The following is a 25830-nucleotide window of genomic DNA, read 5'->3' on the forward strand; positions in this document are numbered from 1 at the left end:
ACCGGTGTCCACGATCTGACAGAAACCTGTCGTCCGGATTCCAGAACGCCGGCGGCCTCAGGACCAGTGGCGGCGGATGACGGCGGTGACGTCGAACGGATCGGCGCCACGCTGGGCGGCGAGGATGCCGACGCCCTCGGGCGAGCCGGTGTAGAGGAGAGCAGCACCGCCGACCCAGTGCTCCCAAGCGGCGCGGAACGCCTTCGCGTCCGCGGCGCGACGACCGAGCGCCGTGGGGACGGCGTGCCACGCTTCGCCGCCCGCAGTGTGGTGACCGACGACGCCCAGCCGCAGCCGCTTCAGCGCCGTCAGGTCGCCGACGACCGGCCGCGAGACCAGATAGCGCGGAGCGGCGATCGGTGACAGCGCCTCCTCGAGCGAGGCCGCGAAGAGCGCGGACTCCTCCTCCGGCACCCCGGCGAGGTGGAGCCGGTAGCTGCCGTCGGAGTCGACCGCGATCTCGAGTCCGTCGGCGCCGAGGGAGGTCTGGCCGGTCTCCTTCAACCCGTCGGCGACCGCCGCACCGACCGCTCCGACCGTCGGCCGCCTCCGTAGCTGGGAGGCCATCCGCGTCCCGTCCCGATAGGCGTACGCAGCCCACATCGCCCAGAGCCCACCGGCCGCACCGCCCAGCACTCCCCCGGCCCCGCTGCCCGCATCGATGGCCACCACCAGCACGATGCTCAGCAGCACCGCGGCAGCAAGCCAACCCTTCGCCGGCAGCCGCCACTCCGGGACCCGGCTCTCCACCAGCCGAAAGCCTGGCGGCCGAGGAGCGAGCACGACTCCCGCCGGGACACGTAGCGCACCGGCCCGGTGCAGCCGGACCCTGACGGTGCGGCCGGCGACGTCGGCGTACGGCTCTCCGACCCGCCACCGCTCCCGGATCGCCGTGCGGTCCTCGGAACGCGCCACCATCCGGGCATTGATCTCGTCGAAGTCGGACTCGGGCGGGGCGGCGTACGGGGAAAAGGACTCGTCGATGTGTCCGACGCCGTCGACGACCGACCCGTCCTCGTCAGCGCCGAAGAAACCGGTGTGCTTGCGCACCAGCCGCTTCCAGTCGTTGTCCCCGCGGGGGTGCTCCTCCTCGACGCAGACGACCGTCCAGTTGACCGCGACCTTGTCGGGTCGAGCCGGATCCGTACGCAGCGAGCGACCGCGCAGCTGCACGACCGCGGTCGTGGTGGTGGCCGCGGTGAGGTCGACGATGCCGGTGACCGACCGGGCGTCCCAGCCCTCCCCGAGCAGCCCGCGCGTCCCGACCAGCACCCGGCAGCCGCCCGCCTCGAAGAACCTGGTCACGTGGCCCACCCACTGCCGGCTACCCCATCGCCCGACCAGCGTGGCGTACGCCTCCCCCGGCTCGACCCTCAGGCCGTCGGCCAGACCGGGGTCGGTCTCGGCGATGTGCGCGACCAGCGCAGCGAGGGTCGCCGCGGGTCCGGCGACGGTGGCGCCGGTGACCAGCAGGACGTCGTCGTGAGCCGTGCACAGGGTGGCGAGCACCGCCCGCGCTGAGCCCGCCTGCTCGGCGATCACCCCGCGCAGGTCGACCGGCAGCGTCGCCGAGGCCCGCTCGTGGTCGGTGACGACGAGGAGCCGCAGCGAGTCTCCGTGCGCCAGCCGCTCGTGGTCGACGATCGCAGAGGTCGCGGTCGTCTTGGCCTCCGAGCGCGCCAGCACGCGGTCGACGGGCGAGCGACCGGCCCGGATCCCACGCCGGGTCAGCGAGTAGCCGACCGCCGGCAGCGCCTGCCTGATCGCGGCCAGCGCCTCCTGGTCGGCGGCCGCCTCGGAGGAGGACAGATGTCCGCGCACCCAGTCGCCGATCAGCGCCACCCAGTCCTCGGCCGACGGGGCGCGACGATGCGCCTCGGTCAGGGTCGCGCCGTCCGGGAGGGCGAGCAGGCCGCGATGGTGCGCACGCAGGGCCGCGGTGGCCAGCTCCGGTGATGCCTTCACGATCTCGCCCCAGGTCGGCGCCCCGTCCGACCGCGACACGAACCGACCGTCCAGCCAGGTCAGGAACGGCACCGTGCCCAGGTCGGCGGAGGTCAGCGCGGTGAGCAGCTCCTCGAACCGCTCCGCGCTCCCCCGCAGCCATTCGCGCTCGCTCGGCGTCGGCGAGGTCAGCCACACCAGATCGGCGAAGGGCGCCAGGTCGCCCTCGCGCACCACCGCAGGGATCGAGGTCGCGAAGACGATCTCGCCGAACAGCGTCCCGACCAGCGCGGACTCCTCCTTGGTCAGCGCCTCGGGCGGCGTCGCGGTCAGTCCCAGCACCCGCGCGTCCGGCAGCAGCTGAAGGATCTCGCCCAGCAGCTCGCCCCAGACCTCGAGCAGATGATGGCACTCGTCCAGCACGAGCAGCAGCGGTCCTGCCGTACGCAGCGCGGAGACCAGCGCCCGGCCGTTGTCGTGCAGTCTGGCCAGGTGGCTCTCGCCGGTCTCGGCCTCGTCGTCGGGGTCGCCGAAGACGGCCACCGACTGATAGGTCAGCGACGTCAGTGGCGCGTCGAGGTCCCGCGAGGCGGACGTCGACAGGCCAAGCGTGGCCGCCTGACGCAGCCACTGCCCCTGGATGGCGGTGTTGGGACTGAGCACGACGACCTTCGCGCCGTCCGTGATCGCCTCCCGCGCGATCTCCAACCCCACCAGCGTCTTACCGGCCCCCGGCGGCAGCACCACCCACGCCCGCCTCCGCCCCTCGACCCAGGCCGCTTCCAGCGCTGCGAGCGCGCGCTGCTGATGAACACGGAGCTTCACGCCGCGAAGCCTAGCCATGCCGAGACGTCACCCCCGTCGCGCGAGACGTCAGTTAGGTCGGCCGAAGCGTCACGTACGTCGGCCGAGTGAGAACTGTTGTGCCAACTCGGCCGACCTAACTGACGTCTCGGCCGACCTAACTGACGTCTCGGCCGACGTACGTGACGTCTCGGGCGGCGGGCGTGACGCTTCGGCCGGCTAGCGGTCGATGCGAGCGATGGATCCCTGGGCGGCGGCGACGAGGATCTCGGAGCCGTCGTCGCCGACGGTGAAGACCTCGCAGCGGGTCAGCGCGTTGCGGCTGGTGTGGTTGATCACCTCGGCGTAGGCCCGTAGGTGGTCGCCGTTGGATGGGCGCAGGAAGTCGATGGAGAAGCCTCGGGTCAGGACGTGCGGTCCCAGGATGGTGCCGCCGGCGAAGGCGAGGGCGTTGTCGGCGGCATAGGAGAGTACGCCGCCGTGGACGGTGCCGAACTGCTGCAGCAGCTCCTCCCGGAGCGGGATGCGCAACGTCGCGTGCCCGTAGCCGACCTCGCCGACCTCGACGCCGATCAGCCGGCTGAAGGGTTGGTTCGCCAGGATCTCCTCGGCCTCCGGGGCCGTCACCGCAGGTGTCTCCGCCATGGCTGAAACCTACCGGGCCAGGCCCGGCGCCGGCGCCTAGGCAGCAGTCGCGAAGGCCGCCTCCGACTCCGGGTTGCGAGCGACCGAACGCCTGGCGAGGGAGAACGTGACCGCGCCGAGGACGGAGGTGACCACCATGGTGATCGCCAGGGGCACCGCAGTGTGCTCACCGGCGACGGCGCCGAGCGGCGAGGCGAGCCCACCGCCGAGGAACATGATCCCGCCCATCAACGCCGAGCCGGAGCCGACTGCGGGCCGGGCCTGCTCGATGGCCAGCGCGCCGGTGTTGCCCATGATCAGGCCCACCGAGGTCGTGACGACGAGGATCGGCAGGAGGATGAGTGCCTTCGGCACCGGCAGAAGGGCGACGACGAGCACGAGCATCGCGCCGATGGCGAGCACCGGCTGCGCGGAGCGGATGATCCGCGCCGGGTGCACCTGCCGCTTGGCCAGCCGCGCGGAGGCCAGCCCGGCGACGGTCAGGAACGCGGCGTTGACCGCGAACCCGATGCCGTAGACCGCGGCCGACGTGCCGATCACCGACTGGTAGAGGAACGAGGAGGACGAGACGTACGTCATCAGGGTGGCGAAGGTGAGCGCCTGCGTCAGCGTGTAGCCGAGGAACGCCGGCTTCGCGAGGAGGCGGCCCAGGTCCGCGTACTCGACCCGGCTGGTCCGGCGCTCGGCCGGGAGCGACTCGCGGATCACCAAGAGCACGCAGACAACCTGCGCGACGGCGATCGCGGCCACGATGCCGAGCACGCCGCGCCATGGCACGAACCCGGCGATGGCACCGCCGATCACCGGGGCCAGGATCGGCGCGATCCCACTGATCGACATCATGATCGACATCGCCCGTGCCGCGGCGAAGCCGTGGAGCACGTCGGCCACGATCGCCCGCGCCATCACGATCCCGGCCGCGGCGGCGAGCGCCTGCAGGAACCGCGCCGCGATCAGCAGCTCGACGGTGGGCGCCAGCGCCGCCAGCACACCGGCCGCCGCCGCCACGACCGACCCGATCAGCAGCGGCTTGAGCCGCCCGAAACGGTCCGAGATCGGACCCCAGGCGATCTGCCCGAGCGCGAGACCGATCAGGAAGGCGGTGAGAGTCAGCTGTACGTCACTAGCGGCCGCACCGAGCTCCGACCCGATCTGCGGGAAGGAGGGCAGGTAGAAGTCGATCGCGAGCGGTGCGGATGCCGCGAGCAGGGCGAGCGCGAGCAAGAGCCGCGGCGGGACTGACGTCACCGAGTGAACCTCCGGAGAGTTGGTTGAGGAAGACAACCAACAGAACAGCACCGCCCCGCCGAGCATTCCTCACCAGAGCGTGACGGACCTCTCGAAGATCCCGGCCAAGTCCTCCTCGGACGGCTGCTTCGGTGCGGTGGCGAGCAACCGCTGCTGCTTGAGCGCACCCTCGACCAGGTCGGGGATGTCGCCGGTCGTGTAGCCGACCTCGCCGATGCCCGCCGGGATCCCGATGTCCCGCATCAGATCAGCGAGCACGGTGGGCAGCAGGTCGCGCGCGTCGACGGTGGATTCGTCGAAGCCGGGAGCCAGCAGGCGGGCCGCGCGAAGGTGGCGCTCGGGGTCGGCGTCGAACGTGTAGCGGAAGGCCTCCGGCGCGGTCAGGGAGACCGCCATCCCGTGCGGCACCATCGCCTCGTCACCGGGATAGTCGGCAGGGTGGAAGTCCCGCACCCGCCCCGCGATCGGGTAGGCGCAGGCGTGCGGGATGTGCACCCCGGCGTTTCCGAAGCCCAGGCCCGCGAAGGTCGCCGCGAACGCCATGTCACCGCGCGCGAGGGTGTCGTCGCCATGCGCGACGGCCTGCCGGAACGAGCCCGCCAGCAGGGACAGCCCCTTCTCCGACCACATGTCGGAGATCGGGTTGGCGCCGCAGTAGGGCACCCGCTGGGCAGGCTCCTTGCGGTCGTAGGAGGTGTAGAGGCGGGCGGTGTAGCTCTCCAGCGCGTGACACAGGATGTCCATCCCGGACGCGGCGGTCACCCCGGCCGGCTGGGACATCATCAGGTCCGGGTCGACGACCGCGAGCGTGGGGCGCAGGCGCGCGTGCGAGATCCCGGTCTTCACCTTGAGCGACAGCACGTCGAGCACGCACACGGTCGTCGACTCCGCCCCCGTCCCGGTGGTGGTCGGCACCGCGACCAGCGGCAGCAGCGGGTTGGCCGGTGCGAGTCCGTTGCCCACCGGCGCGTTGAGGTAGTCCATCAGATCGCCGTCGTTGGTGATCAGCAGGTTGACCGCCTTCGCGGTGTCGATGCTCGACCCACCACCGACCGCCACGATCGCGTCGAACGGCCCGTTCTCGCGGGCGAACTCCACCGCGAACCGCATGCTCTCGTCGGTCGGCTCGACGTGGACACCGTCGAAGACGACGGCGGTGACGTCGTACGCCTTCATCTGCTCGGCCACCCGCTGCGGCAGCCCCGTCGCGGAGATGCCGGGATCGGTCACCACCAGGGCGCGGCGGGTGCCCAGGGACGCCAGGTCGTAGCCGATCTCGGCCGATGCGCCGGTGCCGAACTTGAGCTGTGGGGAGCCGTAGGTGAACACGGTCTCGGGTGTCGCGTGCGTCATGAGCGCACGATAGCGGCCGCCCCATACCGGTTCCACGGGTCGGACTGCACAACGACGGTCAGGCGATGGTGAAGCTGACCTTCCGGGCGACGACGTCGGCCGTCTCCAGTCGCACCTGGACCTCTTCGCCCAGCGGAAGGGCCGACCGACCGGTGACTCTCGCCTCGATCGCGGGCTCCTCGACGGTGATCGAGCCCTTCGTCCTGTCCTCGTCGTCGACCTCGACGACCACCGCGTCGAAGACCTCCCCGACCCGCTTGGACAGCAGCCCGGCCTCGACGAGATCGACGACGCCACGTTCGTAGGCCCCGCTGGACCGGGACGAGGCGCGCATCGTCTCCGGGAGGGTGGTGAACGCGGCGGTCACCCATTCGGGGATCGGCGTGTCAGCGCACAGCGCCAGACAGACCTCACCGGCGTAGCGGTCGATCAGCCGGCGCAGCGGCGCGGTCACGTGCATGTATTCGTTGGCCAGCGCCGAGTGCTCGGTCAGCTCGGGGAGCTCGCCGTTGAACGAGGCGTACCCGCTTCCGCGCAGCAGCCGTGTGCTGGCGATCGCCATCGCGGCGTGCTTGCCGTTCTTGCCGTCCAGGGAACGGATGAAGTCGGGGTAGAGCATCTCCGCCGGCCACTCCAGCCCGAGCGCACGAGCGGTGCGATGCAGCCGCTGGACGTCTCGGGGGTCCGGCTCCGGGAGGGTCCTGAGGAGCCCGACGCGGGCGTAGACCATCAGGTCTGCCGCCGCGAAGCCGGTCAGCAGCGAGATCTGGGCGTTCCAGTCCTCGACGGGCAGCAGGTCGCGGTACTCGAGCGTCCAGTGGTCACCCTCCACCGAGATCTCCTGGTCGCGCAGGGGCAGGTTGACCCCGCCGCGGGCGGCCTCGAGGACGATCCGCTTCTCGCCGACCTCCTTCAGCAGCTGCAGAGACTCCCCGATCCGGTCGTCGAGCTCGTCGAGGCCTCCGAACCCGTCGCCGTCGAACATCTTCTGCACACCGTCGTAGGAGAGCTTCGCCCGCGACCGCACGAGCGCGCGCTCGACGACGGTGTCGATCCCCTCACCGCCGGCATCGAGCTTGTGGGTCCACAGCAGGGCGGGGCGCACCTGGTCCGGGAGCAGCGAGGCGGCGTCCTCGGAGAGCACCTTGGGGTGGAGCGGGATCTTCGCATCGGCGGCGTAGAGGGACTCGCCGCGCTTGTTGGCCTCGATGTCGACCGGATCGCCGGGCGTCACGAAGGCGGCCACGTCGGCGATCGCGTAGCGCACCACGTAGCCGTCACCGTCGCGCTCCAGGTGGAGCGCCTGGTCGAGATCCATCGACGTCTCGGGGTCGATGGTGACGAACGGCAGGTCGGTGCGGTCCAGCTCGGGAAGCCTCGGGCTGGCCGCGGCTGCGGCCGCGGCCTCTTCCACCTCCCGCGAGAACTCCGCCGTCACCTTCAGCTCGGCCTGGAGCGCGGCGATCCCGTCGCGGAGCGTGGTGGCGGCGACACCGCTGTCGGCTCTGGCCACCCGGATGATGCGTGCGGAACCCATGGCCAGAACTGTAGTGGCTACTTCTTCTTCGAGGCCTTGTACGTCTTGTGCAGCGCGGCGGCGTCCTTGCCGAACGCCTTCGGGTTGCCCTTGAAGGCGGCGAACTGGCCCCACAGGTCCTTCGTGGAGCCGTTGTACGCCTTCGCCGACCTGTCGATCCGGGCCAGTGCCCGGCGCTGGGACGAGGTCAGCGACCGCCTCGCCCGGAGGTGCGCGGACCGCGCCTTGGTCTTCTTCGAGACGTCCTGGATCAGCCAGAACAGCCCGCCGATGACGATCACGACGAGGACGCCACCGAGATTGGACCCGGCGGTGGACTCGGCGGCCAGAACGATCATGACTGACTCTAAGCTCGCGCGTACCCCCAGGTCACAGGCGCTTTGAAAGATACCCAATCCTCGATTCGGCCATCCACTTCCCGGGCGGCACGATAGTCCTTGTGCTGATCCTGCTGCCGCCCTCGGAGGGCAAGACCGCGGCCGTACGCGGCAAACCGCTCGACCTCGAGGACCTCCGTCTCCCGGTGCTCAACCCGGCCCGCGCCAAGGTCGTCGACGCGCTCGTCGAGCTCTGCTCCACGCGCCCGGCCGAGGCCGTCGACGTCCTCGGCATCCCGAAGACCCAGCCCGAGCTCGTCGACGCCAACGCTCACCTGGCCGAGGCACCCACCGCGCGCGCCGACCGGATCTACACCGGCGTCCTCTACGACGCGCTGTCCCCCGCGACCCTGTCGCCCGCCGCCAAGCGCCGCGCGACCAGTCGGGTCATGGTCACCAGCTCGGTGTTCGGCCTCGTCGGCTTGGCCGACCGCATCCCGGCGTACCGCCTCTCGGGGGACACCACCCTCCCCGGCATCGGCGGCATCCAGGCCCACTGGCGTGCGCACCTCGGCCCCGGCATGACCGAGGCCCTCGGCGACGGCCTGTTGGTCGACCTCCGGTCCGGGACGTACGCCGCCTTCTGGCGCCCCGAGGAGGTCGCCGCCCGCACCGCAACCGTCCGTGTCCTGCACGAGCACAACGGTCAGCGCAAGGTGGTCAGCCACTTCAACAAGGCCACCAAGGGCCGCCTGGTCCGCGCTCTCCTCGAGTCCGGCGCCAACCCCCGCACCCCCACCAAGCTCGCCGAAGCCTTCCGCGACCTCGGCTGGACCGTCGAGACCGGCCCCATCACGAAGACCGGCACCCAGCTGGACATCGTCGTCGCCGAGATCTGAGTTGCCTCCTCGATCGGGCCGCTAGCCCACCGGTCGCCGAACGGAAGGTGTTGGTCTCGACACGCCTCCGCCTAGCGGCTCCGGCGGCTCGACCAGCGGAGCGATAGTCGTGTCAGAAGGCGCCGGAGGCGAAGGGGTCGCGGGAGACCGGGAGGCCGTTGAATAGGCGCATCGAGGCGCGGCCGTCGGAGAAGAAGGAGACGACGGTGACCGATGCGGGTGAGAGCTCCATGCTGAAGACTCCGCCGATCGGGGCGCCCAGGGCGTGAGCGACGATCAGCTTGATCGGCGAGACGTGCGAGGTGATCACGACGGTCTCTCCTGCGTGCTTCTCGAGCACCCGCGAGAGGCCGTCGAGCACCCGCGTCTGGGCGGAGTCGAACGACTCCCCGCCCGGTGGGGCGACCTCGGTCGCCCCCATCCACGTCTTCATCTCGTCGGGGAACCGTTGGCCGACCTCGGCGAAGGTGAGCCCCTCCCACTTGCCGAACTCGATCTCCGCGAACCCGGGGTCCTCGACCAGCCGGGCGCCGAGCGCACCGGCGACGATCTCCCCGGTCTCGACGGCCCGCAGGACCGGCGAGCTCACGACGGTGGACACCGATGCGGCGAGCGGCTTGAGCCACTCGGCGGTCAGCAGGACCTGCTCACGACCCTCCTGGATCAGCGGCGGGTTGTCGCCACCGAGCCCGCCGGAGAACGCCTTGGCGGCGGTGTGCTTGGTGACGCCGTGACGAACCAGGACCAGCGTCGTCGTCGCGTCGCCGGCTCCCCAGCCCCGCGAGGTCTTCGAGCTCATAGCCCCGACTCGGCGGTGCGGACCAGGATCCGGGAGCACTCCTCACAGCGCACGACCTCGTCGGCGGCGAGGCGGCGGATGCGGGAGAGCTCGGCGGGGTCGACCTGGAGGTTGCAGCCGCCGCAGCGGCGGGCGCGCAGCTCGGCGGCACCGACTCCGAGCTTGCCGCTCAGCCGGTCGTAGAGCGCGAGCAGGTCATCGGGGATGCCTTCGAGCGCCGGCGCCCGCTCCTCGGCGACCCCGGCGAGCTCGGCGTCGATCTTCGCGGTCTCGACGTCGACGGAGTCGGTCGCGACCGCAAGCTTGTCGTCGATCTCGGCGAGCTCGGCCTCGAGTCGGGTCAGGTTCGACTGAGCCTCCTCGAGCTTCTCCATGACCTCGAGCTCCTCGTCCTCGAGCACCGAGATCCGGCGGTCGAGGGTGACCAGCTCGTGCTGCATGCGCTCGAGGTCCTTGGCGCTGCTGATCGCCCCCGAGTCCATCCGCTCCTGGTCACGCCGGCGGCGGGTCTTGACCGCCTCGACGTCGGCGTCTGCCTTCTTCTGCACCCGCTCGAGGTCGTCGCGGATGACCCGGGCGTCACGTACGGCATCGTCGGTGGTCTTCTTCGATGCCTGAAGCTCCGCCACGACGGCGGCCTGGGACAGATGCGCACGGCGGTGTCGCAGCTGGAGCGCTCGCGAGTCCAGCTCACAGACGTCGAGCAACTTCACCTGGGCGAACGGGTCGGCTTTCAGCGGATTCTCCTCAGCTATTCACAATCGCAAAGTCCACGGGTCTGTGACGATCTCACTGACCCGGGTCTCCACCGTATCCCCCAGAGCCTCGTTCAGTCGCCTCGCCAGAACCGGCAGCCAGGTCCACTCGGCAGCCCAGTGCGGGATGTCGATCAACGCGCCACCCTTCTCGAGGAACTCCGAGGCCGGATGGTGGCGCAGGTCGCTGGTCACATAGACGTCGTACGCAGCCACCTGGTCGAGCAGGAAGTCGCCCGCGCCGCCGCACAGCGCCACCGAGGAGACCGGCCGGTCGAGGTCGCCCGCGACCCGGATCCCGGCCGCGGTGGCGGGCAGCGCCGCCGCCACGGACTCGGCGAAGGCGCCCAGCGTCGTCGGCTCCACCGTCCCGGCCCGGCCTGTCCCGACGTCGTCGCTCACCCCCGGTACCAGCGGCCGCAGCGAGCCCAGCCCGAGCGCGAGCGCCAGCGACTCCGAGACGCCACCGAGGGCCTGGTCGGCGTTGGTGTGGGCGGTGAGCAGCGCGCAGCGAGCGGAGACCAGCGTCGAGAGCGTACGTCCTTTCGGGGTCGTCGCCGCGAACCCGTGAACACCTTTGAGGAAGAGCGGGTGATGGACCACCACCAGGTCCGCTCCCCACGCGGCCGCCTCCTCGGCGACCGGGAGCGTCGGGTCGACGGCGAGAAGCACCTTCGAGACCGGCTGCGAGGGCTCGCCCCAGACCAGACCGACGGCATCCCAGGCGTCGGCGGTGGCAGGCGGATACCAGTCGTCCAGCAACGACGTGACGGCAGACAGAGTCGGCGAGGTCGGCATGGTGTAACCCTAGATCCATCCACCGGGACCAGATTCAGCGCCGCACGCGAGCACGGAATCGAGTTCGTAACCGTTCCTTTACAACCGATTCCGTACTTTTCGCCGGATCTTGTGGTGGAATGCAGCGCTAAGTGAACAATCGACTGGAGCAGCGATGACCACGACAGCTACCCCGGCCCCACCCTCCGGCTCGGTGACCATCAGCGGCCTGACCAAGACCTACGGCCAGGCCACGGCGGTCGACGGCCTGGACCTGGAGATCCGGGCCGGCGAGTTCATCTCGCTGCTCGGCCCGTCGGGCTGCGGCAAGACAACGACGCTGCGGATGATCGCCGGGTTCGAGAAGCCCGACTCCGGCAGCATCTTGATCGGCGGCAAGGACGTGGTCCGGCTCGCGCCCTACCAGCGCGACGTGAACACGGTCTTCCAGGCGTACGCGCTGTTTCCGCACAAGTCCGTCGCCGAGAACGTCGCCTACGGCCTGCAGCAGCGCAAGACGCCCAGGGCGGAGACGCGGGAGCGCGTCGTCGAGGCGCTGCGGATGGTGCGGATGCTCGACTTCGCGGATCGTTCGCCCACCCAGCTCTCCGGTGGCCAGCAGCAACGGGTCGCCCTCGCCCGGGCGCTCGTCAACCGCCCCGGCGTCCTGCTCCTCGACGAGCCGCTGGGCGCCCTGGACCGCCAGCTGCGCGAGGAGATGCAGGTCGAGCTCAAGCTGCTCCAGTCCCGTCTCGGGATCACCTTCGTCTTCGTCACCCACGACCAGCACGAGGCACTCGCGATGAGCGACCGGATCGCGATCATGCGCGCCGGCCGGATCGAGCAGCTCGCCGACGCCGACACCGTCTACAACCAGCCCGCCAGCGCGTACGTCGCCGGCTTCGTCGGCCAGCAGAACTTCCTGCACGGCGAGGTGAGCGCGGACGGCACCACCGTCGAGACCCCCTTCGTGGTCGTCGAGGGGCCGGCGAAGCCCGACGCGAAGCCCGGCGAGCCCCATCAGGCCGCCGTCCGGCCCGAGCTGATCTCGATCGAGCCTGGGTCGGCCGCGGCGACGGTTCCAGAGGGCCGCAACAGTGTCGCCGGAGAGGTGCTCCAGGTCTCCCCGCTGGGCGAGGTGATCCAGTACCTCGTCAAGGTCACCGACGAGTACAGCCTGCTGATCCGCCGCCCCACCCACGGCGCCGTCCGGCTCTCCCCCGGCGACCAGGTCCTCTGCGGCTGGGCCGCCGCGGACGTACGCCTCTTCCCCCTCGATGCCCCGATCGACCCGACCACCGCTAGGAGCCCACAGTGAGCAAGCCTGTAAACAAGAGTGGCGACGTACGCATCCTGGCCAGCCATGCAGGCGCACGAGCGATCCGCCGGGAGCTCTCGCGGCGCAACTTCCTGAGCCTGGCGGCAATCGCCGGCGCCGGGGCGGCGCTCAGCGCCTGCGGCGCCGGTGGCGGTGGCGAGTCCGGCGCGGTCGAGCCGGGCGCCGGCGCGACCGGCGGGCCGGTGGAGAAGTCGCTCTCGATCTACACCTGGGGCGACTACGACTCCCCCGAGGTGATCGACGCCTTCGGCAAGACCGGCCCGAAGGTGACACTCGACTCCTACGGCTCCAACGAGGAGCTGATCTCCAAGCTGGTCGCGGCCAAGGGCACCAGCGGCTACGACATCGTCGTGCCGACCGGCGTCTACATCCCCCAGCTGATCGAGAACGAGATCATCGTCCCGCTCAACAAGGACCTGATCCCCAACATGTCCAAGGTCGACCCGCAGTTCCTCGGACAGGACTGGGACCCGGAGAACGAGTACTCGGTGTGCAAGGCCTGGGGCACCACAGGCTTCGTCTACGACACCACGGTTATCAAGCGCGACCTGTCGACCTGGAACGACTTCATCGACGCGATGCAGAACGAGGCCTCGGGCAAGACCTCGCTGCTCGACGACCCGCAGGGCATCGCCGGCATCTACTTCTGGGCCAACGGCATCGACTGGAACACCGAGGACATGGCCGACTACGACGCCTTCGAGGCCGAGGCGGTCGAGAGCTGGGCGCCGCACATCGCCGGCTTCGACTCCTACCCGGCCACCGGCGCGATGCAGCAGAACACCTTCGCGCTGATGCAGAACTGGAACGGCGACTCCCGCCTCGGCATCCTCGAGCACAAGCAGCCCGACCGCTGGAAGTGGGTCCTCGCCGGTCCGACGACCGAGCTGTGGATGGACAACTGGTGCATCCCGGCCGGAGCTCCCCATCCCGAGGCCGCCCACGCCTTCCTCGACTACGTGCTGGAGCCGGAGAACTCCTTCCTGGAGATGGACTACATCGGCTACAACACCGGCGCGCTGGGCATCGAGGAGATGGCCAAGGAGCGCAAGGTCGAGCTGCCCGAGATGATCTTCTTCACCGACGAGCAGCTCGCCACCATGAAGAACGGCGCCGTCAACAAGGCTCAGGACCGGCGTACGGAGGTCTACGACAAGCTGAAGGCCGCCGCCAGTGCGTAACCGGCTTCCAGGGTTCGTCCTCGCTGTCCCGGCGTGGCTGTGGCTGACGGCCTTCTTCGTCGTGCCGTTCCTGCAGGTCGCCTGGTTCAGCCTCGGCGAGAAACCCGGCATGTTCGGCAGCCACAGCAACGCGGTGATGTCGCTGGACCGCTACGCCGAGGCGTTCAGCCCGACCTTCTTCATGATCTTCCGGGCGACGCTGTGGATGAGCGTGCTGGGCACCATCGCCTGCCTGCTGATCGCTCTGCCCGCGGCGTACTTCATGGCTCTGAAGGTCCCCGCGCACCGACGAGGGCTGCTGGTCGCACTGGTGATGGTGCCCTACTGGACCTCGTTCCTGATCCGGACGATCGGCTGGAAGGTGATCCTGTCCTCCGAGGGCGTCCTGGCCGGCTTCATGACCGACGTCGGTCTGGTCGCCGACCCGCACGACCTGCTCAACACCCGCGGCGCGGTCCTGCTGGGCCTGATCTACAACTATCTGCCGCTGATGATCCTGCCGATGTACGTCGCCTTCGACCGCGTCGACAGCGCGCTCGGTGAAGCGTCCAAGGACCTCGGCGCAGGCCGGATACGCACGTTCTTCCAGGTCACGCTGCCGCTGGCACGGCCCGGGATCATCGCGGGCGTCATCCTCGTCTTCATCCCGATGATGGGCGACTACGTCACCCCGGCCGTCCTCGGCGGCGCGAAGGGCACCATGGTCGGCTCGCTGATCGCCAGCCAGTTCCTCACCGCTCAGAACTGGGCGCTGGGCTCCGCCATGGCGATCGTCCTGATCCTGCTCACCATGCTCATCGTCATCCTCGCCATCACGCTGATGTGGGTCGTGGGCTGGCTCGTGCGCCGGCGCAGCAGGCTGGTCGTCGGAACCGTCCCGCCACCTGACCTGACGCTGCACACCAAGGAGGTGGCGGCATGAGCAAGCCCTCCGGGACCAACATCGCGCTCGGCGTGTGGACCACGTTGGTCTTCCTCTTCCTGTTCGCGCCGATCATCGTGATCGGCATCTACTCCTTCAACGGCGGTCGGCTGCTCACCGCCTGGGACGGCTTCAGCCTGGAGCCGTTCATGGCGATCGTCGAACGGCCGTCCGTACGCCACGCCGTCGCCGTCTCGCTGCAGACCGCCGTGGTCGCCGCCCTCCTGGCGAGCGCGCTCGGCACCCTGGCCGGGATGGCGATGGCCCGGTTCCCGGGCCGCTGGACGGGCCCGTTCACGCTGCTGTTGCTGCTGGTCTCGGTGACCCCCGAGATCGTCGACGGCATCGCCCTGCTCCCCTGGTTCGTGACGCTCGGCCAGGACTGGTCGCTGCTGCCGTTCAACAACGGCTACGTACGTCTCGTGATCGGTCACTCGCTCTTCGCGACCGCCGTGGTCACCTACATCGTCCGAGCCCGCCTGATCGGGTTGGACGCGTCCCTGGAGGAGGCCTCGGCGGATCTCTACGCGAAACCGGTCGCGACCTTCTTCAAGGTCACGATCCCGCTCGTCGGGCCCGCGGTGCTGGCGGGCGGGCTGCTGGCCTTCACGCTGAGCCTCGACAACACGGTCATTTCCTCGTTCATCAACGTCTCCGGCACGACCTCGTGGCCCGTCTACGTGCTCTCCTCGGTCCGCTCCGGCCTCAAGCCCGAGATCGCCGCGGTCTCCACCATCCTGCTGGTCTTCACGCTTTTGGTCCTCGGCCTGGTGGCGTGGGTGCTCAAGCGCTCGGGCTCCTCGGTCACCGACACCATGGCCGCGGCCTGATGAGCGGCCAGACCGGCCCCGTGGACCTGCTACTGCGCGGCGGCCGGGTGCTGCGTGCAGGCCGCTGGGAGGATGCGGCCATTGCCGTCCACGACGGGCGGATCGCGGCCGTCGGCGCAGATCTCGATGCTCTGGCCGGCCCGGACACCTTGGTCGAGGAGCTCGACGGCCGGTGGGTGCTGCCCGCCTTCCACGACTCACACGTGCACCCGATCCAGGCCGGCCTGGAGATGAACCAGTGCGACCTGACCGGGCTGTCGACGCTCGACGGCTATCTGGATGCCATCGGCGCCTACGCCGAGGCCTTCCCTGACCGGGCCTGGATCTCCGGCGGTGGCTGGTCGATGGACTCCTTCCCCGGTGGAGTGCCCACCGCCGAGCCCCTCGACCGGATCCTTCCCGACCGGCCGGTCTTCCTGCCCAACCGCGACCACCACTCGGCCTGGGTGAACAGCCGCGCGCTCGAGCTCGCCGGTATCGATGCCCGCACACCCGACCCCGCCGACGGACGCATCGAGCGCGACGCCGCCGGCCGACCGACCGGCGCGCTGCACGAGGGTGCGATGGCGCTGGTGGGCTCGCTGGTGCCGGCGCCGACCTCGGGCGACCTGACCGAGGCGCTGCTCACCGCGCAGCGTCATCTCCACTCGGTCGGCATCGTGGGCTGGCAGGACGCACTGGTCGGCGAGGGTCTGGGCATGCCGGACTCGCTGCCGACCTACATCGCCGCTCAGGAGTCCGGCGTGCTCACCGCGAAGGTCGTCCTCGCCCAGTGGTGGGACCGCGGCCGCGGCCTGGAGCAGCTGCCCGAGCTCCTCGAGCGTCGCGCCCTGGCGGCGCGCGCCGGGCTCGACGCCGCCAGCGTCAAGATCATGCAGGACGGGGTCTGCGAGACGCATACGGCCGCGATGCTCTCCCCCTACCTCGACTCGCTCGGGCGGCTCACCGACAACCGCGGGCTCTCCTTCATCCCCGCCGATGCGCTGGCTTCGTACGTCGCTGCGCTGGACGCCAACGGGTTCCAGGCCCACGTCCACGCGCTGGGTGACCGGGCAGTGCGAGACAGCCTGGACGCGATCGAGCACGCGCGCACTCTCAACGGAGCCAGCGGGCTGCGACACCATCTGGCTCACGTCCAGGTCGTCGAGCGCTCCGACGTCCCTCGGTTCGCCGCGCTCGACGTCACCGCCAACATCCAGCCGCTGTGGGCATGCCTGGACGAGGCGGTGGAGGTGCTGACCCTCCCGTTCCTGGCGCCCGACGCGCGCGAGCAGCAGTATGTGTTCGGGTCGTTGCTGCGTACGGACGCTCGGATCGCGTGCGGAAGCGACTGGCCCGTCTCCGACCCGGCGCCGCTGCTCGGCATGCACGTCGCGGTCAACCGCCGCTCCCCCGACCAGCCGCCCGACGCTGCCCCGCTGCTGCCGGACGAGGCGCTCACGGTCCTCCAGGCGCTCGCCGGCTATACCACCGGGACCGCCTACCTGAACCGTCTGGAGGGCTCGACGGGCCGCATCGAGACCGGGTACGCAGCCGACCTGGTCGTGGTCGACGACGACATCCTCGACGAGGACACCACGGTGCTCGCCCGGACGCAGGTGACCCATACCTACGCCGACGGCCGCGAGGTCTACCGAAAGCCCTGAGCCCACGTCCTGGGCTAGGCGACCGGCTCCGGTTCCTGTTCCGGTTCCGGCTCCGGGTGGGTCGGCACCCAGCGAGTCGCGGTCAGGACCGCGCCGAGGACGAGCAGTCCGGCGGTCAGCCAGAACGGGTATGTGCGGTCGATCCCCGAGAGCCATCCGGAGATCCACCCGAACGGAGCGGCGGCCAGCATGATCAACATTCGCTGCAGCGCCATCACCCGGGAACGTTCGGCCTCGTCGACGTGCAGAGCCACCAGGGACTCCGAGAGCATGAACAGCATCCCCGCTCCGAAGCTGTCGAGAACCAGACAGACCCCCAGGAGTGCGTACGTGGCCAGGTCGGCGTCGCCCCGCGATGCCGGGATCAGGACCAGGAGGAGCTGGCCGGCGAGGTAGGTCCCGAAGCCCCACAGCGTGGCCCTCTTGAGGTCCATCCCGCCGGTCAGCCGGGAGATGAGCGTGAAGAGGAAGAGCACCGACATCAGCGAGCGCACCATCGGAAAGAACGGCAGCAACGGATCGGGCACCTGCAGGTGCTGGCTGACCACGACCTGCCAGAAGGTGGCGTTGATCAGCGTCACCGCAGCGAACAGCGCTGCGATCGCGAGCGCCAGGACAGAGCCGCGGGAGCGCACCAGCAGCGCCAGCGCCCCGCGGTATCCGGCCAGGAGCCGCCAGAGGCTGTGCCCGTCGGTCTCCGCCATCCGTATCCGTCCCTGCCGGGTCTCGGAGGACCACAGGTAGAGCCAGATGATCTTCGCCGTCATCACCACCGCGGCGTTGATGAAGAGCACCCGGACCGCCGGCTCCAGCCCGAGCTGGGCCACCAGGATCGCGGCGATCGGGGCGAAGAGAGCCGAACAGTCCGCAGCCACCCGCACCAGCGAGTAGATCCGGGTGATCTGGCCGCGCTCGGCATCCTCGACCATCAGGCAGTCCCAGGAGTTCTGAGTCACCTGCATCGCGCCGTTGACCATCGATGCCGCGAGGAAGCCCCAGAAGCTCTGCGCGAACGCCCAGATCAGGCACGGGATCACCCAGGCGACCACGTCGAACAGGGCCGTCGTCGCGCGCCGCCCGAGCCGGTCGGTGATGATCCCGCCGGCGAGGCCGAAGAAGACCTGGGAGACCATCCCCGCGCTCGCGATCAGACCGATCTGCTCGTCGTGCACGCCCAGTGCCAGCATGAACACCGAGGCGTACGGCAGCACCAGTGCCATCGACAGGCCCCACATCGGCTCGGTCCAGACGCACGCGCGCGGGTTTCCGCGAAGATGGGTGAGGGTGTGCCAGAGGGGGTTGGGGGTCCGTACCACCGGGCAAGTAAATCAGCCCGTGCGTGGGAGACTTGAACATGATCATCTTCGGGATCAAGTCGTACACCCGACTGCTCGCGACCCTCTCCCTCGTGTGCCCCAGCTGTCACCAGCGCGCGGCGCACCGGCTCTTCGAGGTCGTCCGCAAGTTCACCCTCTTCTTCATCCCGCTCATCCCGGTCGGTACGTCACGGCGCATGGACTGCATCAACTGCGGCTATGCCTCCAAGGTGTCCAAGGACCAGGCCGAGCAGCTCATCACTTCTGCGCCGCGGCCGACCGCCGGCTGACGACGCTCCCGGTGGTCGAGCTTGTCGAGACCACCCATGCGCCACGGTCGCCCCTGAGAGACCCCGTCACCCCCGGTGCACCCCCGGTGGTCGAGCTTGTCGAGACCCCCATGCGTCACGGTCGACTCTGAGGTGCCTGTGTCGTCCGGGGCCGGGCTTGTTGAGATTTCCGTGCTGCGGTCGGCTGAGCGGCTTGGGTGCCTGTCCGGGGGGGCGTAGGGCGGGTGGGGCCAAGTGCCGGCTTGGGTTGGGCGATTTAAAAGCCAGGGTGTCCGGCCGGGGTGCCATTTGCCTGTCTTGCGGACTTCCAGCCCTGTCCGGGGGTTGCGTCGGGATACCTGTCCCTGTCCGGGTTTACGACCACCTGTCCCGATGTGGCCGGTGACACCAAAAGACCGTCTGATCTGCGAAAACATTGCCCAAAAAGGCTGTGCATAACATGCAAATTCGGTAGCATATGGGCATGAACATCTCCTTCGATCCCGAGACCTCGCCCGGCCTGCTGGCCACGGTGCGGGCCTCGCGTGCGGTCGAGGACCAAGCCGCCCGCGACACCCTGATCGCAGCGGCGAAGTACGCGGCCGCCAACGTCGTGGAGACGGTCGGGGAGGCAGCAATCCTTGAGGTCGAGACCTACGGGGATCGGGCGGTCTTGTTGACCGGGGCAGGTGCCCCGTTGATCTCCGAGGCCGCGGTGATCGAGTTCGCTGCGGTGCTGGGGTATTCGACCTACACCGGCCGCAAGTACCTCGCTGACGCGGTCGAGCTGGCCTGGCGGCTGCCCCGCACCTGGGCCAGGATCCTCGACGGGTCGCTGACCACGTGGCGGGCCCGGCGGGTCGCCGACGTCACCCGCCACCTCGACCCCGAGGTCGCCGCCTGGGTCGACACGCACGTGGCCGCGCATGCCCACAAGATCGGTCTCACCCAACTGGAACGCACCGCGAAAGAAGCAGCCGCCCTGTTCGAGCCCGACCTGGCCGCCGCGATCGCCGAAGAGGCCGTCGACCACCGCCGCTGCGACATCGACACCGACCCCAGCCTGTTCCTGCCCCCGGTCGGTGCCGAACAAGGCCAAGCCGCCGGCGCAACCGCTCAGGTCACCGCCACCCTCGACGCCGCCGACGCCCTCGACCTCGAAGCCGCGGTCTCCGCGATCGCCCACGGGCTCCTCGACCACGACGCCACCGACTTGCCCCTCGATGCCCGCCGCGCCGCTGCCCTGGGGGTCCTGGCCCGGGCCTACAACACCGGCACCCTGGACACCGAGCGTGCGGGCGTCCCACCGGGGAAGGGTCGGGTCATCGACCTCAAGATCCACACCGACACCCGCGACCTGGCCACCACCGGCCTGATCCGGATCGGAAACACCCGCGGCCTGGCCACCATCGAACAGCTCGACCGATGGGCCACCATGCCCGGCGTGACCATCAAACCCATGACGGTCATCGACCTCAACGAAGAGATCACCACCGACGCCTACACCCCCACGAGACAGCTACGCACCCAGATCCAGCTCATCGACCAGACCTGCGCCTTCCCCAACTGCAACGTCAAAGCCGAAAACTGCGACCTCGACCACCGCATCCCATTCGACCAGGGCGGGAAGACCACCACCTCCAACCTGACCTGCCTGTGCCGACACCACCACCGCGCCAAAACCCACCTCGGCTGGACCTACCAACGCCTCGCCCCCGGCCACTACCGATGGCGATCCCCCCACGGCTACGAGTTCCTCACCAGCCCCGACGGCACAGTCGCCATCACTCCCGAGGCAGCGCCTGCCGTAGTGGACGACGTCAGCCAAGACGACGCGGCCTGACCCACAAGCACACTCACTCCCGGCATACGCCCTCATCCCTCCACAACCCGGACAGGGACAGATATCCCGACGCAACCCCCGACCAGGGCTGGAAGTCCGCAAGACAGTCAAACGGCACCCCGGCCGGACACCCTGGCTTTTAATCTCCCAACCCGGTCAGGCACTAGGCCCCACCCGCCCTACGGCCCCCGGACAGGCACCCAAGCCGCTCAGCCGACCGCAACACAGAAACCTCAATAAGCCCGGCCCGGACGACACAGGCCTCTAAGAGTCGACCGTGACACAGGGGAGGTCTCGACAAGCTCGACCACCGGAGGCGACTTCATAGCGACCTCACAGTTGATGCCGAAGGTGCAGACGGATTGACTCGCCAGAGTCAGGTCAGAGCATCATGACCGACCTCCAGGAGAGACACAGTATGAGCCGCGTACCCGAACCCGAGAAGACCATTGAAGGCCCCGCCTACGAAGGGCGTCTGCTTCCCCGCCCGGAGGAGGAGGTGGTCGACCAAGGGGCCGGCTTCGACGTCACGACGCTGCTGACGCGCCGCCGGATCCTCGGACTGGTCGGCGCCGGGGTCGGGGCGGCTGCCTTGGCCGCGTGTGGGTCCGCCTCTTCGAGCTCGTCCGGCTCCTCCAGCGGCTCCGCGGCCACGACAGACGGCGAGATCCCGCAGGAGACCAACGGTCCCTACCCGGCCGACGGCACCAACGGCACCAATGTGCTGACCGAGTCCGGGATCGTACGCAGCGACATCACGACCAGCCTCGACGGCGGCACCACGGTCGACGGTGTGCCGCTCGCCTTCACCTTCACGGTGACCGACATGACCAACGACGACGTGCCCTTCGAGGGTGTCGCCGTCTATCTGTGGCAGTGCGACGCGCTGGGCCGCTATTCGATGTACTCCGAAGGCGTCGAGAACGAGACGTACCTCCGTGGTGTCCAGGTGGCGGATGCCAAGGGACAGGTGACCTTCAAGACCATCGTCCCCGGCTGCTACGACGGCCGCTGGACCCACATGCACTTCGAGGTCTACCCCGACGCCGACTCGGCTACGACCGGTGAGAACGCGATCGCGACCTCTCAGGTCGCCTTCCCGGAGGAGATGCTCACCACGGTCTACCAGGACGACGCCTACGAGGGCTCGGCCGAGAACCTGAACAAGGTCAGCCTCGACACCGACAACGTCTTCAGCGACGGCTACGACCTCGAGATGGGCACGTTCACCGGCAACCCGAGCGCGGGCTACCGGGGCTCGCTCGCCGTGGCGGTGGACACCACCACCGAAGCCGCCATGGGCGGGGCGCCGAGTGGCGGCGCGGGCGGCACCCCGCCCGAGCCGCCGACGCAGTGATCCGACGTCAGTTGACCTTGCGCTCGCGGTCACCCCAGTACGGCTCACGAAGCTTGAACTTCTGGAGCTTCCCGGTCGCGGTGCGGGCCAGGGAGTCGCGGAACTCGACGACGGTCGGCGCCTTGTAGCCGGCGGCCCGCTCCTTGCACCAGGCGACCAGCTCCTCCTGGGTCGCAGAGGCCCCCTCGGCGAGGACGACGAGAGCAAGAATGGTCTCGCCCCACTTCTCGCTCGGGATGCCGATGACGGCGACCTCGGCGACCGAGGGATGAAGGAAGAGGACGTCCTCCACCTCCGCGCTCGAGACGTTCTCACCGCCCGTGATGATGACGTCCTTGATGCGGTCGGAGATGGTGAGATAGCCGTCGTCACCGAGGCTGCCGCCGTCACCGGTGTGGAACCAGCCGTCGGCCAGCGCCTTCTCGGACTCCTCGGGCTTCTCCCAGTAGCCCTCGAGGACCACGTTTGATCGCGCCAGGACCTCGTTGGAAGGCGAGACGTCGAGGCTCACGCCGATCGCGGGCGCGCCGGCACGGGTGAGCTTCGTGGCGCGCTCCATCGGGTCGAGGTCGTCCCACTCGGCGCGGGTGCGGTTGATGGTCAGCAGCGGCGAGGTCTCGGTGAGGCCGTAGATCTGGATGAACTCCCAGCCGAGCTCCTCCTGGACCCGGACGACGGTCTTCGTCGGCGGCGGGGCACCGGCCATGATGATCCGCACCCGGTCGCGTCCGGGGATGTCGCCCTCGGTGGCCTGCCACTGCGGAAGCGCGTCGAGCACCGCGGCCGCCACCGCGGGTGCGGCGCACATGTAGGTGACCCCATGGTCGCGTACGCGGCGCAGGATCTCCATCCCGTCCACCTTGCGCAGCACCACGTGCTTGATGCCGAGACCGGTCGCCGCGAACGGCATCCCCCAGCCGTTGGCGTGGAACATCGGCAGCGTGTGCAGATAGACGTCGCGGTCGCTGCAGCCGGCATGCAGCGCGAAGGTGAGCGCGTTGGTCCAGATGTTGCGGTGGGTGATCTGCACGCCCTTCGGCCGGGCGGTGGTGCCGGAGGTGTAGTTGATCGCCGCGGTCGCGTTCTCGTCCGGCTCCCACGGCACCGGCTCGACGCCCTCGTCGGCGTAGAGGGCGGCGTCGTCGCCGAGCACGAAGCGATGTTTGGCGGTCACGTCCTTCAGCGCCTCGTCGATCTCGGGATCGACCCAGAGCACCGAGGCGCCCGACTGCTCCACGATGTAGGCGACCTCGTCGGGCCGCAGCCGGAAGTTGACCGGCACCAGGATCCGGCCGTAGCCGGAGACCCCGTAGAAGGCGGTCAACAGCCGCGCGGAGTTGTGGGACACGATCGCGACCCGCTCCCCCACGCCGATGCCGAGCTCATCCAGCTTCGCCGCCATCCGCTTCGCGAGCGCCTTCATCTCGGCGTACGTCACCTCCCCGAGAGAGGTAGCCGGCTGGTCGGGTTCGTCGACGATCCCCACCCGCTCGCCGTAGACGGATGCGGCACGGTCGATGAAGTCGTTGACGCTGAACGGAACGAACACGGGCTACCTCCAGTTGCATGTCGTGACCCGCATCACTGTATCGATGAGAGCTCTCTCATGGACCCCCGCTTCTGCCCCGTGGTCAGGCACTATCGAAGAGTCATGTCCCGCACCCTGAAGCTCCTGCTCCCCATCGCCGTCGTTTTGATCGTCGGCGTCTACCTCGCCGGGTCGTTCGCCGGTGCCTCGGAGAACGACCCGCCACCCCGCGAGCCCGTCGTGCTCCCCTCGGACACGACCTCCCCCAGCACCGGCACGCCGAGCACCAGGTCGCCGAGCCCGTCAACGCGCGTCCCCGTCGTCTCCCCCAGCCCTGTGGACGATGATGATGACGACGATGACGACGACGACCGCGATGACGACTGAGCCGGAGCCACCCGAGGCCGGCCCACCCCCGCCCCGCCGGGGGTTGTCGGTCCGCGCCCGGATCACCGCCTCGGTAGCCCTCCTGGTGACGCTCGCCCTCGCCGGCGCGGGACTCATCGTCTACGTCGTCGAGCTCGGCCGCGTCGAGGCGGCGATGCAGCGCGAGGTCGAGCAGGAGCTCGACGAGTTCGCCAAGCTGCGCCAGGAGGGTGTCGACCCCGAGACGGGCGCCCCGTTCAACGTGGAGGGCCTGCTGCTGACGTTCCTACGCCGCAACGTGCCCGACGACGACGAGCTCCTGGTGGCATGGGTCGACGGCAAACCGCGCGCCCATTTCCCGAAGGATCCACTGGTCAACTCGCCGCGATTCCACAACGCGGTCAAAGCCCTCGCCATCAACGGCGGCACCACCTACCTCGACACCGCTCAGGGCGAGGTGCGCATCACCAGCCAGCCGGTGCGGCAGGACAACGCGAAGGGCACCACCGAAGGCGCGCTCCTGGTCGTCTCCTACCTCGACGAGGACCGTGCCGAGCTGCGCAGCACCATGCGGACCTACACGATCGTGGCCGGGCTGCTCGCTCTGCTCGTCACGCTGGTCGCGGCCTGGCAGTCCGGGCGGCTACTGGCCCCGCTGACCCGGCTGAGACATGCCACCGGGTCGGTCAGCGCCACCGACCTCTCCGAGCGTCTGCCCGAGTCGGGAAACGACGACATCTCGGCTCTGACCAGGAACTTCAACGACATGCTGGCGCGCCTGGAGCAGGCCTTCACCGACCAGCGCCAGTTCCTCGACGACGCCGGTCACGAGCTGCGTACGCCGCTCACGATCATCGGCGGCCACCTCGAGCTCCTCGACGAGTCCGACCCGGCCGAGGTCGAGCAGACCAGGCGGCTGGCGCTCGACGAGGTCGACCGGATGAGCCGTCTGGTCGGCGACCTGATCCTGCTGGCCAAGCACGACCGGCCGGACTTCCTCACCCTGGAGGAGGTCGACGTCGACACCCTCACCGAGGACATCCTGGCCAAGGCCAGCGCGCTCGCCAACCGCGACTGGCACCTGGACGCGGCCACTCCCGGCACCTGGCGCCTGGACCCGCAGCGGATCACCCAGGCGATGCTGCAGCTGTGCGACAACGCCGCCGGCCACACCTCGCCCGGCGACCGGATCGCGGTCGGCTCGGCGACCGTCGACGGCACCCTGCGGCTGTGGGTGCGCGACACCGGCCCCGGCGTGCCGGCCGAGGACCGGGAACGGATCTTCGAGCGGTTCGCGCGTGGCGCCGAGAGCGGCTCGGGCGACCGTCCGGGCCTGGGTCTCGGTCTGGCCATCGTCTCCGCAATCGCCGGCGCCCACGGCGGCACCGTGGGCGTCGACGACGCGACGCCGTCCGGCGCCCGCTTCACGATCACCCTGCCCGCACGCACCGAAGGAGAGGCATGGCCCGCATCCTGATCGTCGAGGACGAGGACCGCATCGCGGCCTTCCTCGCCAAGGGCTTGAGCGCCGACGGCCACCAGGTCAGCACCGTCGCCGACGGGCTGGAGGGACTCGAGGAGGCGCTCAGCGGCGCCTTCGACCTGATGGTCCTCGACATCGGGCTCCCGACCATCGACGGCTTCGAGGTGCTCGACCAGCTCCGCGCCCAGGGATCCCGGATGCCGGTGGTGGTCCTCACCGCCCGCGACTCGGTGCACGACACCGTCTCCGCGCTCGAGGGTGGCGCCGACGACTACCTGGCCAAGCCGTTCCGCTTCGCCGAGCTGCGGGCCAGGATCCACGTACGCCTGCGGCAGCAGGACAACACCGACGCCGAGGTGGGCGAGCTCCGCTCCGGGTCGGTGGGGCTGGACCTGCGCACCCGGCGGCTGCGGGTCGACGGGCGCGAGAGCGACCTCTCGGCGCGTGAGTTCGCGCTGGCCGAGGTGCTGCTGCGCCATCCGGGGCAGGTTCTCTCTCGCGCGCAGCTGCTCGACCTGGCCTGGGGAATGGACTTCGACCCGGGCTCCAACGTCGTCGACGTCTACGTCGGCTACCTGCGCAAGAAGCTGGGCTCGGCCCGGGTCGAGACCGTACGCGGCATGGGCTACCGCTTCCAGCCCTGACCCGGACCCGGGGGAATCAGTCCAGAGG

At 69.6% G+C, this 25830-nt stretch carries 23 protein-coding genes; 12 read left to right on the forward strand and 11 right to left on the reverse strand.

What is annotated here, in order from left to right; genetic code table 11:
* Positions 1–57: 57 nt before the first annotated feature.
* The 6 genes from BJ988_RS15560 to BJ988_RS15585 all read right to left on the reverse strand — a co-directional run bounded on the left by BJ988_RS15560 (position 58) and on the right by BJ988_RS15585 (position 7869).
* A complete protein-coding gene (locus BJ988_RS15560) occupies positions 58–2769 on the reverse strand; it encodes a DEAD/DEAH box helicase family protein (RefSeq protein ID WP_179658792.1) in 2712 nt (903 codons plus the stop codon).
* A 198-nt stretch (positions 2770–2967) separates the two neighbouring features.
* A complete protein-coding gene (locus BJ988_RS15565; protein WP_179658793.1) occupies positions 2968–3393 on the reverse strand; it encodes a PaaI family thioesterase in 426 nt (141 codons plus the stop codon).
* Positions 3394–3429: 36 nt separating this feature from the next.
* On the reverse strand, positions 3430–4641 hold the full coding sequence (locus BJ988_RS15570; protein ID WP_179658794.1) for a Bcr/CflA family efflux MFS transporter: 1212 nt from the start codon (positions 4639–4641) through the stop codon (positions 3430–3432).
* Positions 4642–4710: 69 nt separating this feature from the next.
* Positions 4711–5994, reverse strand: a complete 1284-nt coding sequence (locus BJ988_RS15575; protein WP_179658795.1) for a hydroxyacid-oxoacid transhydrogenase — start codon at positions 5992–5994, stop codon at positions 4711–4713.
* A 58-nt stretch (positions 5995–6052) separates the two neighbouring features.
* The gene (locus BJ988_RS15580; protein ID WP_179658796.1) at positions 6053–7531 is read right to left on the reverse strand and encodes an RNB domain-containing ribonuclease; all 1479 of its coding nucleotides are present in this window, start codon (positions 7529–7531) and stop codon (positions 6053–6055) included.
* A gap of 17 nt (positions 7532–7548) precedes the next feature.
* A complete protein-coding gene (locus BJ988_RS15585) occupies positions 7549–7869 on the reverse strand; it encodes a hypothetical protein (protein ID WP_179658797.1) in 321 nt (106 codons plus the stop codon).
* A 101-nt stretch (positions 7870–7970) separates the two neighbouring features.
* Here BJ988_RS15585 and yaaA point away from each other — a divergent pair, with 101 nt between their 5' ends.
* Positions 7971–8747 (forward strand): peroxide stress protein YaaA, encoded by a 777-nt coding sequence (gene yaaA / locus BJ988_RS15590; RefSeq protein ID WP_179658798.1) that lies wholly within the window; start codon positions 7971–7973, stop codon positions 8745–8747.
* Between the two features lie 112 nt (positions 8748–8859).
* Here the strand turns inward: yaaA and BJ988_RS15595 are convergent, their stop codons facing one another.
* Genes BJ988_RS15595 through BJ988_RS15605 form a run of 3 tightly spaced genes read right to left on the reverse strand, consistent with a single transcriptional unit; the run spans position 8860 to position 11099 of the window.
* Positions 8860–9546, reverse strand: coding sequence for a histidine phosphatase family protein (locus tag BJ988_RS15595; RefSeq protein WP_179658799.1), 687 nt, complete (start codon positions 9544–9546; stop codon positions 8860–8862).
* Positions 9543–10259 carry a zinc ribbon domain-containing protein gene (locus tag BJ988_RS15600; protein WP_343051629.1) on the reverse strand — a complete coding sequence of 239 codons (717 nt, stop codon included), beginning with the start codon at positions 10257–10259 and terminating at the stop codon, positions 9543–9545. Before BJ988_RS15600 ends, BJ988_RS15595 begins: the two co-directional genes overlap by 4 nt.
* A gap of 42 nt (positions 10260–10301) precedes the next feature.
* Positions 10302–11099 (reverse strand): Nif3-like dinuclear metal center hexameric protein, encoded by a 798-nt coding sequence (locus BJ988_RS15605; protein ID WP_179658800.1) that lies wholly within the window; start codon positions 11097–11099, stop codon positions 10302–10304.
* A gap of 154 nt (positions 11100–11253) precedes the next feature.
* Between BJ988_RS15605 and BJ988_RS15610 the strand changes: the two genes are divergently transcribed.
* The 5 genes from BJ988_RS15610 to BJ988_RS15630 are packed head-to-tail and all read left to right on the forward strand — an operon-like array spanning position 11254 to position 16996.
* Positions 11254–12396: an ABC transporter ATP-binding protein gene (locus tag BJ988_RS15610; RefSeq protein WP_179658801.1), complete on the forward strand. Its 1143-nt coding sequence runs from the start codon at positions 11254–11256 to the stop codon at positions 12394–12396.
* A complete protein-coding gene (locus BJ988_RS15615; protein WP_343051631.1) occupies positions 12393–13598 on the forward strand; it encodes a polyamine ABC transporter substrate-binding protein in 1206 nt (401 codons plus the stop codon). Before BJ988_RS15610 ends, BJ988_RS15615 begins: the two co-directional genes overlap by 4 nt.
* Positions 13591–14520, forward strand: a complete 930-nt coding sequence (locus tag BJ988_RS15620) for an ABC transporter permease subunit (RefSeq protein ID WP_179658802.1) — start codon at positions 13591–13593, stop codon at positions 14518–14520. Before BJ988_RS15615 ends, BJ988_RS15620 begins: the two co-directional genes overlap by 8 nt.
* Positions 14517–15350: an ABC transporter permease gene (locus BJ988_RS15625; protein ID WP_179658803.1), complete on the forward strand. Its 834-nt coding sequence runs from the start codon at positions 14517–14519 to the stop codon at positions 15348–15350. Before BJ988_RS15620 ends, BJ988_RS15625 begins: the two co-directional genes overlap by 4 nt.
* On the forward strand, positions 15350–16996 hold the full coding sequence (locus tag BJ988_RS15630) for an amidohydrolase (RefSeq protein ID WP_179658804.1): 1647 nt from the start codon (positions 15350–15352) through the stop codon (positions 16994–16996). Before BJ988_RS15625 ends, BJ988_RS15630 begins: the two co-directional genes overlap by 1 nt.
* 14 nt (positions 16997–17010) lie before the next feature.
* Here BJ988_RS15630 and BJ988_RS15635 read toward each other — a convergent pair whose 3' ends face one another.
* Positions 17011–18312 carry an MFS transporter gene (locus tag BJ988_RS15635; RefSeq protein ID WP_179658805.1) on the reverse strand — a complete coding sequence of 434 codons (1302 nt, stop codon included), beginning with the start codon at positions 18310–18312 and terminating at the stop codon, positions 17011–17013.
* A gap of 38 nt (positions 18313–18350) precedes the next feature.
* Between BJ988_RS15635 and BJ988_RS15640 the strand changes: the two genes are divergently transcribed.
* The 3 genes from BJ988_RS15640 to BJ988_RS15650 all read left to right on the forward strand — a co-directional run bounded on the left by BJ988_RS15640 (position 18351) and on the right by BJ988_RS15650 (position 21781).
* A complete protein-coding gene (locus tag BJ988_RS15640) occupies positions 18351–18602 on the forward strand; it encodes a zinc-ribbon domain-containing protein (protein WP_246321498.1) in 252 nt (83 codons plus the stop codon).
* Positions 18603–19065: 463 nt separating this feature from the next.
* Positions 19066–20424, forward strand: coding sequence for an HNH endonuclease signature motif containing protein (locus BJ988_RS15645; protein WP_179658806.1), 1359 nt, complete (start codon positions 19066–19068; stop codon positions 20422–20424).
* A 418-nt stretch (positions 20425–20842) separates the two neighbouring features.
* Positions 20843–21781, forward strand: a complete 939-nt coding sequence (locus BJ988_RS15650) for an intradiol ring-cleavage dioxygenase (RefSeq protein ID WP_179658807.1) — start codon at positions 20843–20845, stop codon at positions 21779–21781.
* Positions 21782–21788: 7 nt separating this feature from the next.
* On the opposite strand, the gene BJ988_RS15655 is transcribed toward BJ988_RS15650, so the two are convergent.
* Positions 21789–23330 carry an AMP-binding protein gene (locus tag BJ988_RS15655; RefSeq protein ID WP_179658808.1) on the reverse strand — a complete coding sequence of 514 codons (1542 nt, stop codon included), beginning with the start codon at positions 23328–23330 and terminating at the stop codon, positions 21789–21791.
* 102 nt (positions 23331–23432) lie between these two features.
* Here BJ988_RS15655 and BJ988_RS15660 point away from each other — a divergent pair, with 102 nt between their 5' ends.
* The 3 genes from BJ988_RS15660 to BJ988_RS15670 are packed head-to-tail and all read left to right on the forward strand — an operon-like array spanning position 23433 to position 25802.
* A complete protein-coding gene (locus BJ988_RS15660; RefSeq protein ID WP_179658809.1) occupies positions 23433–23696 on the forward strand; it encodes a hypothetical protein in 264 nt (87 codons plus the stop codon).
* Positions 23668–25152, forward strand: a complete 1485-nt coding sequence (locus BJ988_RS15665) for a sensor histidine kinase (RefSeq protein WP_179658810.1) — start codon at positions 23668–23670, stop codon at positions 25150–25152. The genes BJ988_RS15660 and BJ988_RS15665 overlap by 29 nt, the downstream gene beginning before the upstream one ends.
* The gene (locus BJ988_RS15670; RefSeq protein ID WP_179658811.1) at positions 25137–25802 is read left to right on the forward strand and encodes a response regulator transcription factor; all 666 of its coding nucleotides are present in this window, start codon (positions 25137–25139) and stop codon (positions 25800–25802) included. The genes BJ988_RS15665 and BJ988_RS15670 overlap by 16 nt, the downstream gene beginning before the upstream one ends.
* Positions 25803–25830 lie beyond the last annotated feature (28 nt).

It is taken from the genome of Nocardioides panzhihuensis, from assembly GCF_013408335.1.
GTDB lineage: Bacteria > Actinomycetota > Actinomycetes > Propionibacteriales > Nocardioidaceae > Nocardioides > Nocardioides panzhihuensis.

Bases quoted from the DNA above. Each gene is read 5' to 3' on its own strand.
- BJ988_RS15565 (WP_179658793.1), bottom strand. From the start codon at position 3,393: ATGGCGGAGACACCTGCGGTGACGGCCCCGGAGGCCGAGGAGATCCTG.
- BJ988_RS15575 (WP_179658795.1), bottom strand. From the start codon at position 5,994: ATGACGCACGCGACACCCGAGACCGTGTTCACCTACGGCTCCCCACAG.
- BJ988_RS15580 (WP_179658796.1), bottom strand. From the start codon at position 7,531: ATGGGTTCCGCACGCATCATCCGGGTGGCCAGAGCCGACAGCGGTGTC.
- BJ988_RS15585 (WP_179658797.1), bottom strand. From the start codon at position 7,869: ATGATCGTTCTGGCCGCCGAGTCCACCGCCGGGTCCAATCTCGGTGGC.
- BJ988_RS15595 (WP_179658799.1), bottom strand. From the start codon at position 9,546: ATGAGCTCGAAGACCTCGCGGGGCTGGGGAGCCGGCGACGCGACGACG.
- BJ988_RS15605 (WP_179658800.1), bottom strand. From the start codon at position 11,099: ATGCCGACCTCGCCGACTCTGTCTGCCGTCACGTCGTTGCTGGACGAC.
- BJ988_RS15610 (WP_179658801.1), top strand. From the start codon at position 11,254: ATGACCACGACAGCTACCCCGGCCCCACCCTCCGGCTCGGTGACCATC.
- BJ988_RS15625 (WP_179658803.1), top strand. From the start codon at position 14,517: ATGAGCAAGCCCTCCGGGACCAACATCGCGCTCGGCGTGTGGACCACG.
- BJ988_RS15630 (WP_179658804.1), top strand. From the start codon at position 15,350: ATGAGCGGCCAGACCGGCCCCGTGGACCTGCTACTGCGCGGCGGCCGG.
- BJ988_RS15640 (WP_246321498.1), top strand. From the start codon at position 18,351: ATGATCATCTTCGGGATCAAGTCGTACACCCGACTGCTCGCGACCCTC.
- BJ988_RS15645 (WP_179658806.1), top strand. From the start codon at position 19,066: ATGAACATCTCCTTCGATCCCGAGACCTCGCCCGGCCTGCTGGCCACG.
- BJ988_RS15650 (WP_179658807.1), top strand. From the start codon at position 20,843: ATGAGCCGCGTACCCGAACCCGAGAAGACCATTGAAGGCCCCGCCTAC.
- BJ988_RS15660 (WP_179658809.1), top strand. From the start codon at position 23,433: ATGTCCCGCACCCTGAAGCTCCTGCTCCCCATCGCCGTCGTTTTGATC.
- BJ988_RS15665 (WP_179658810.1), top strand. From the start codon at position 23,668: ATGACGACGACGACCGCGATGACGACTGAGCCGGAGCCACCCGAGGCC.
- BJ988_RS15670 (WP_179658811.1), top strand. From the start codon at position 25,137: ATGGCCCGCATCCTGATCGTCGAGGACGAGGACCGCATCGCGGCCTTC.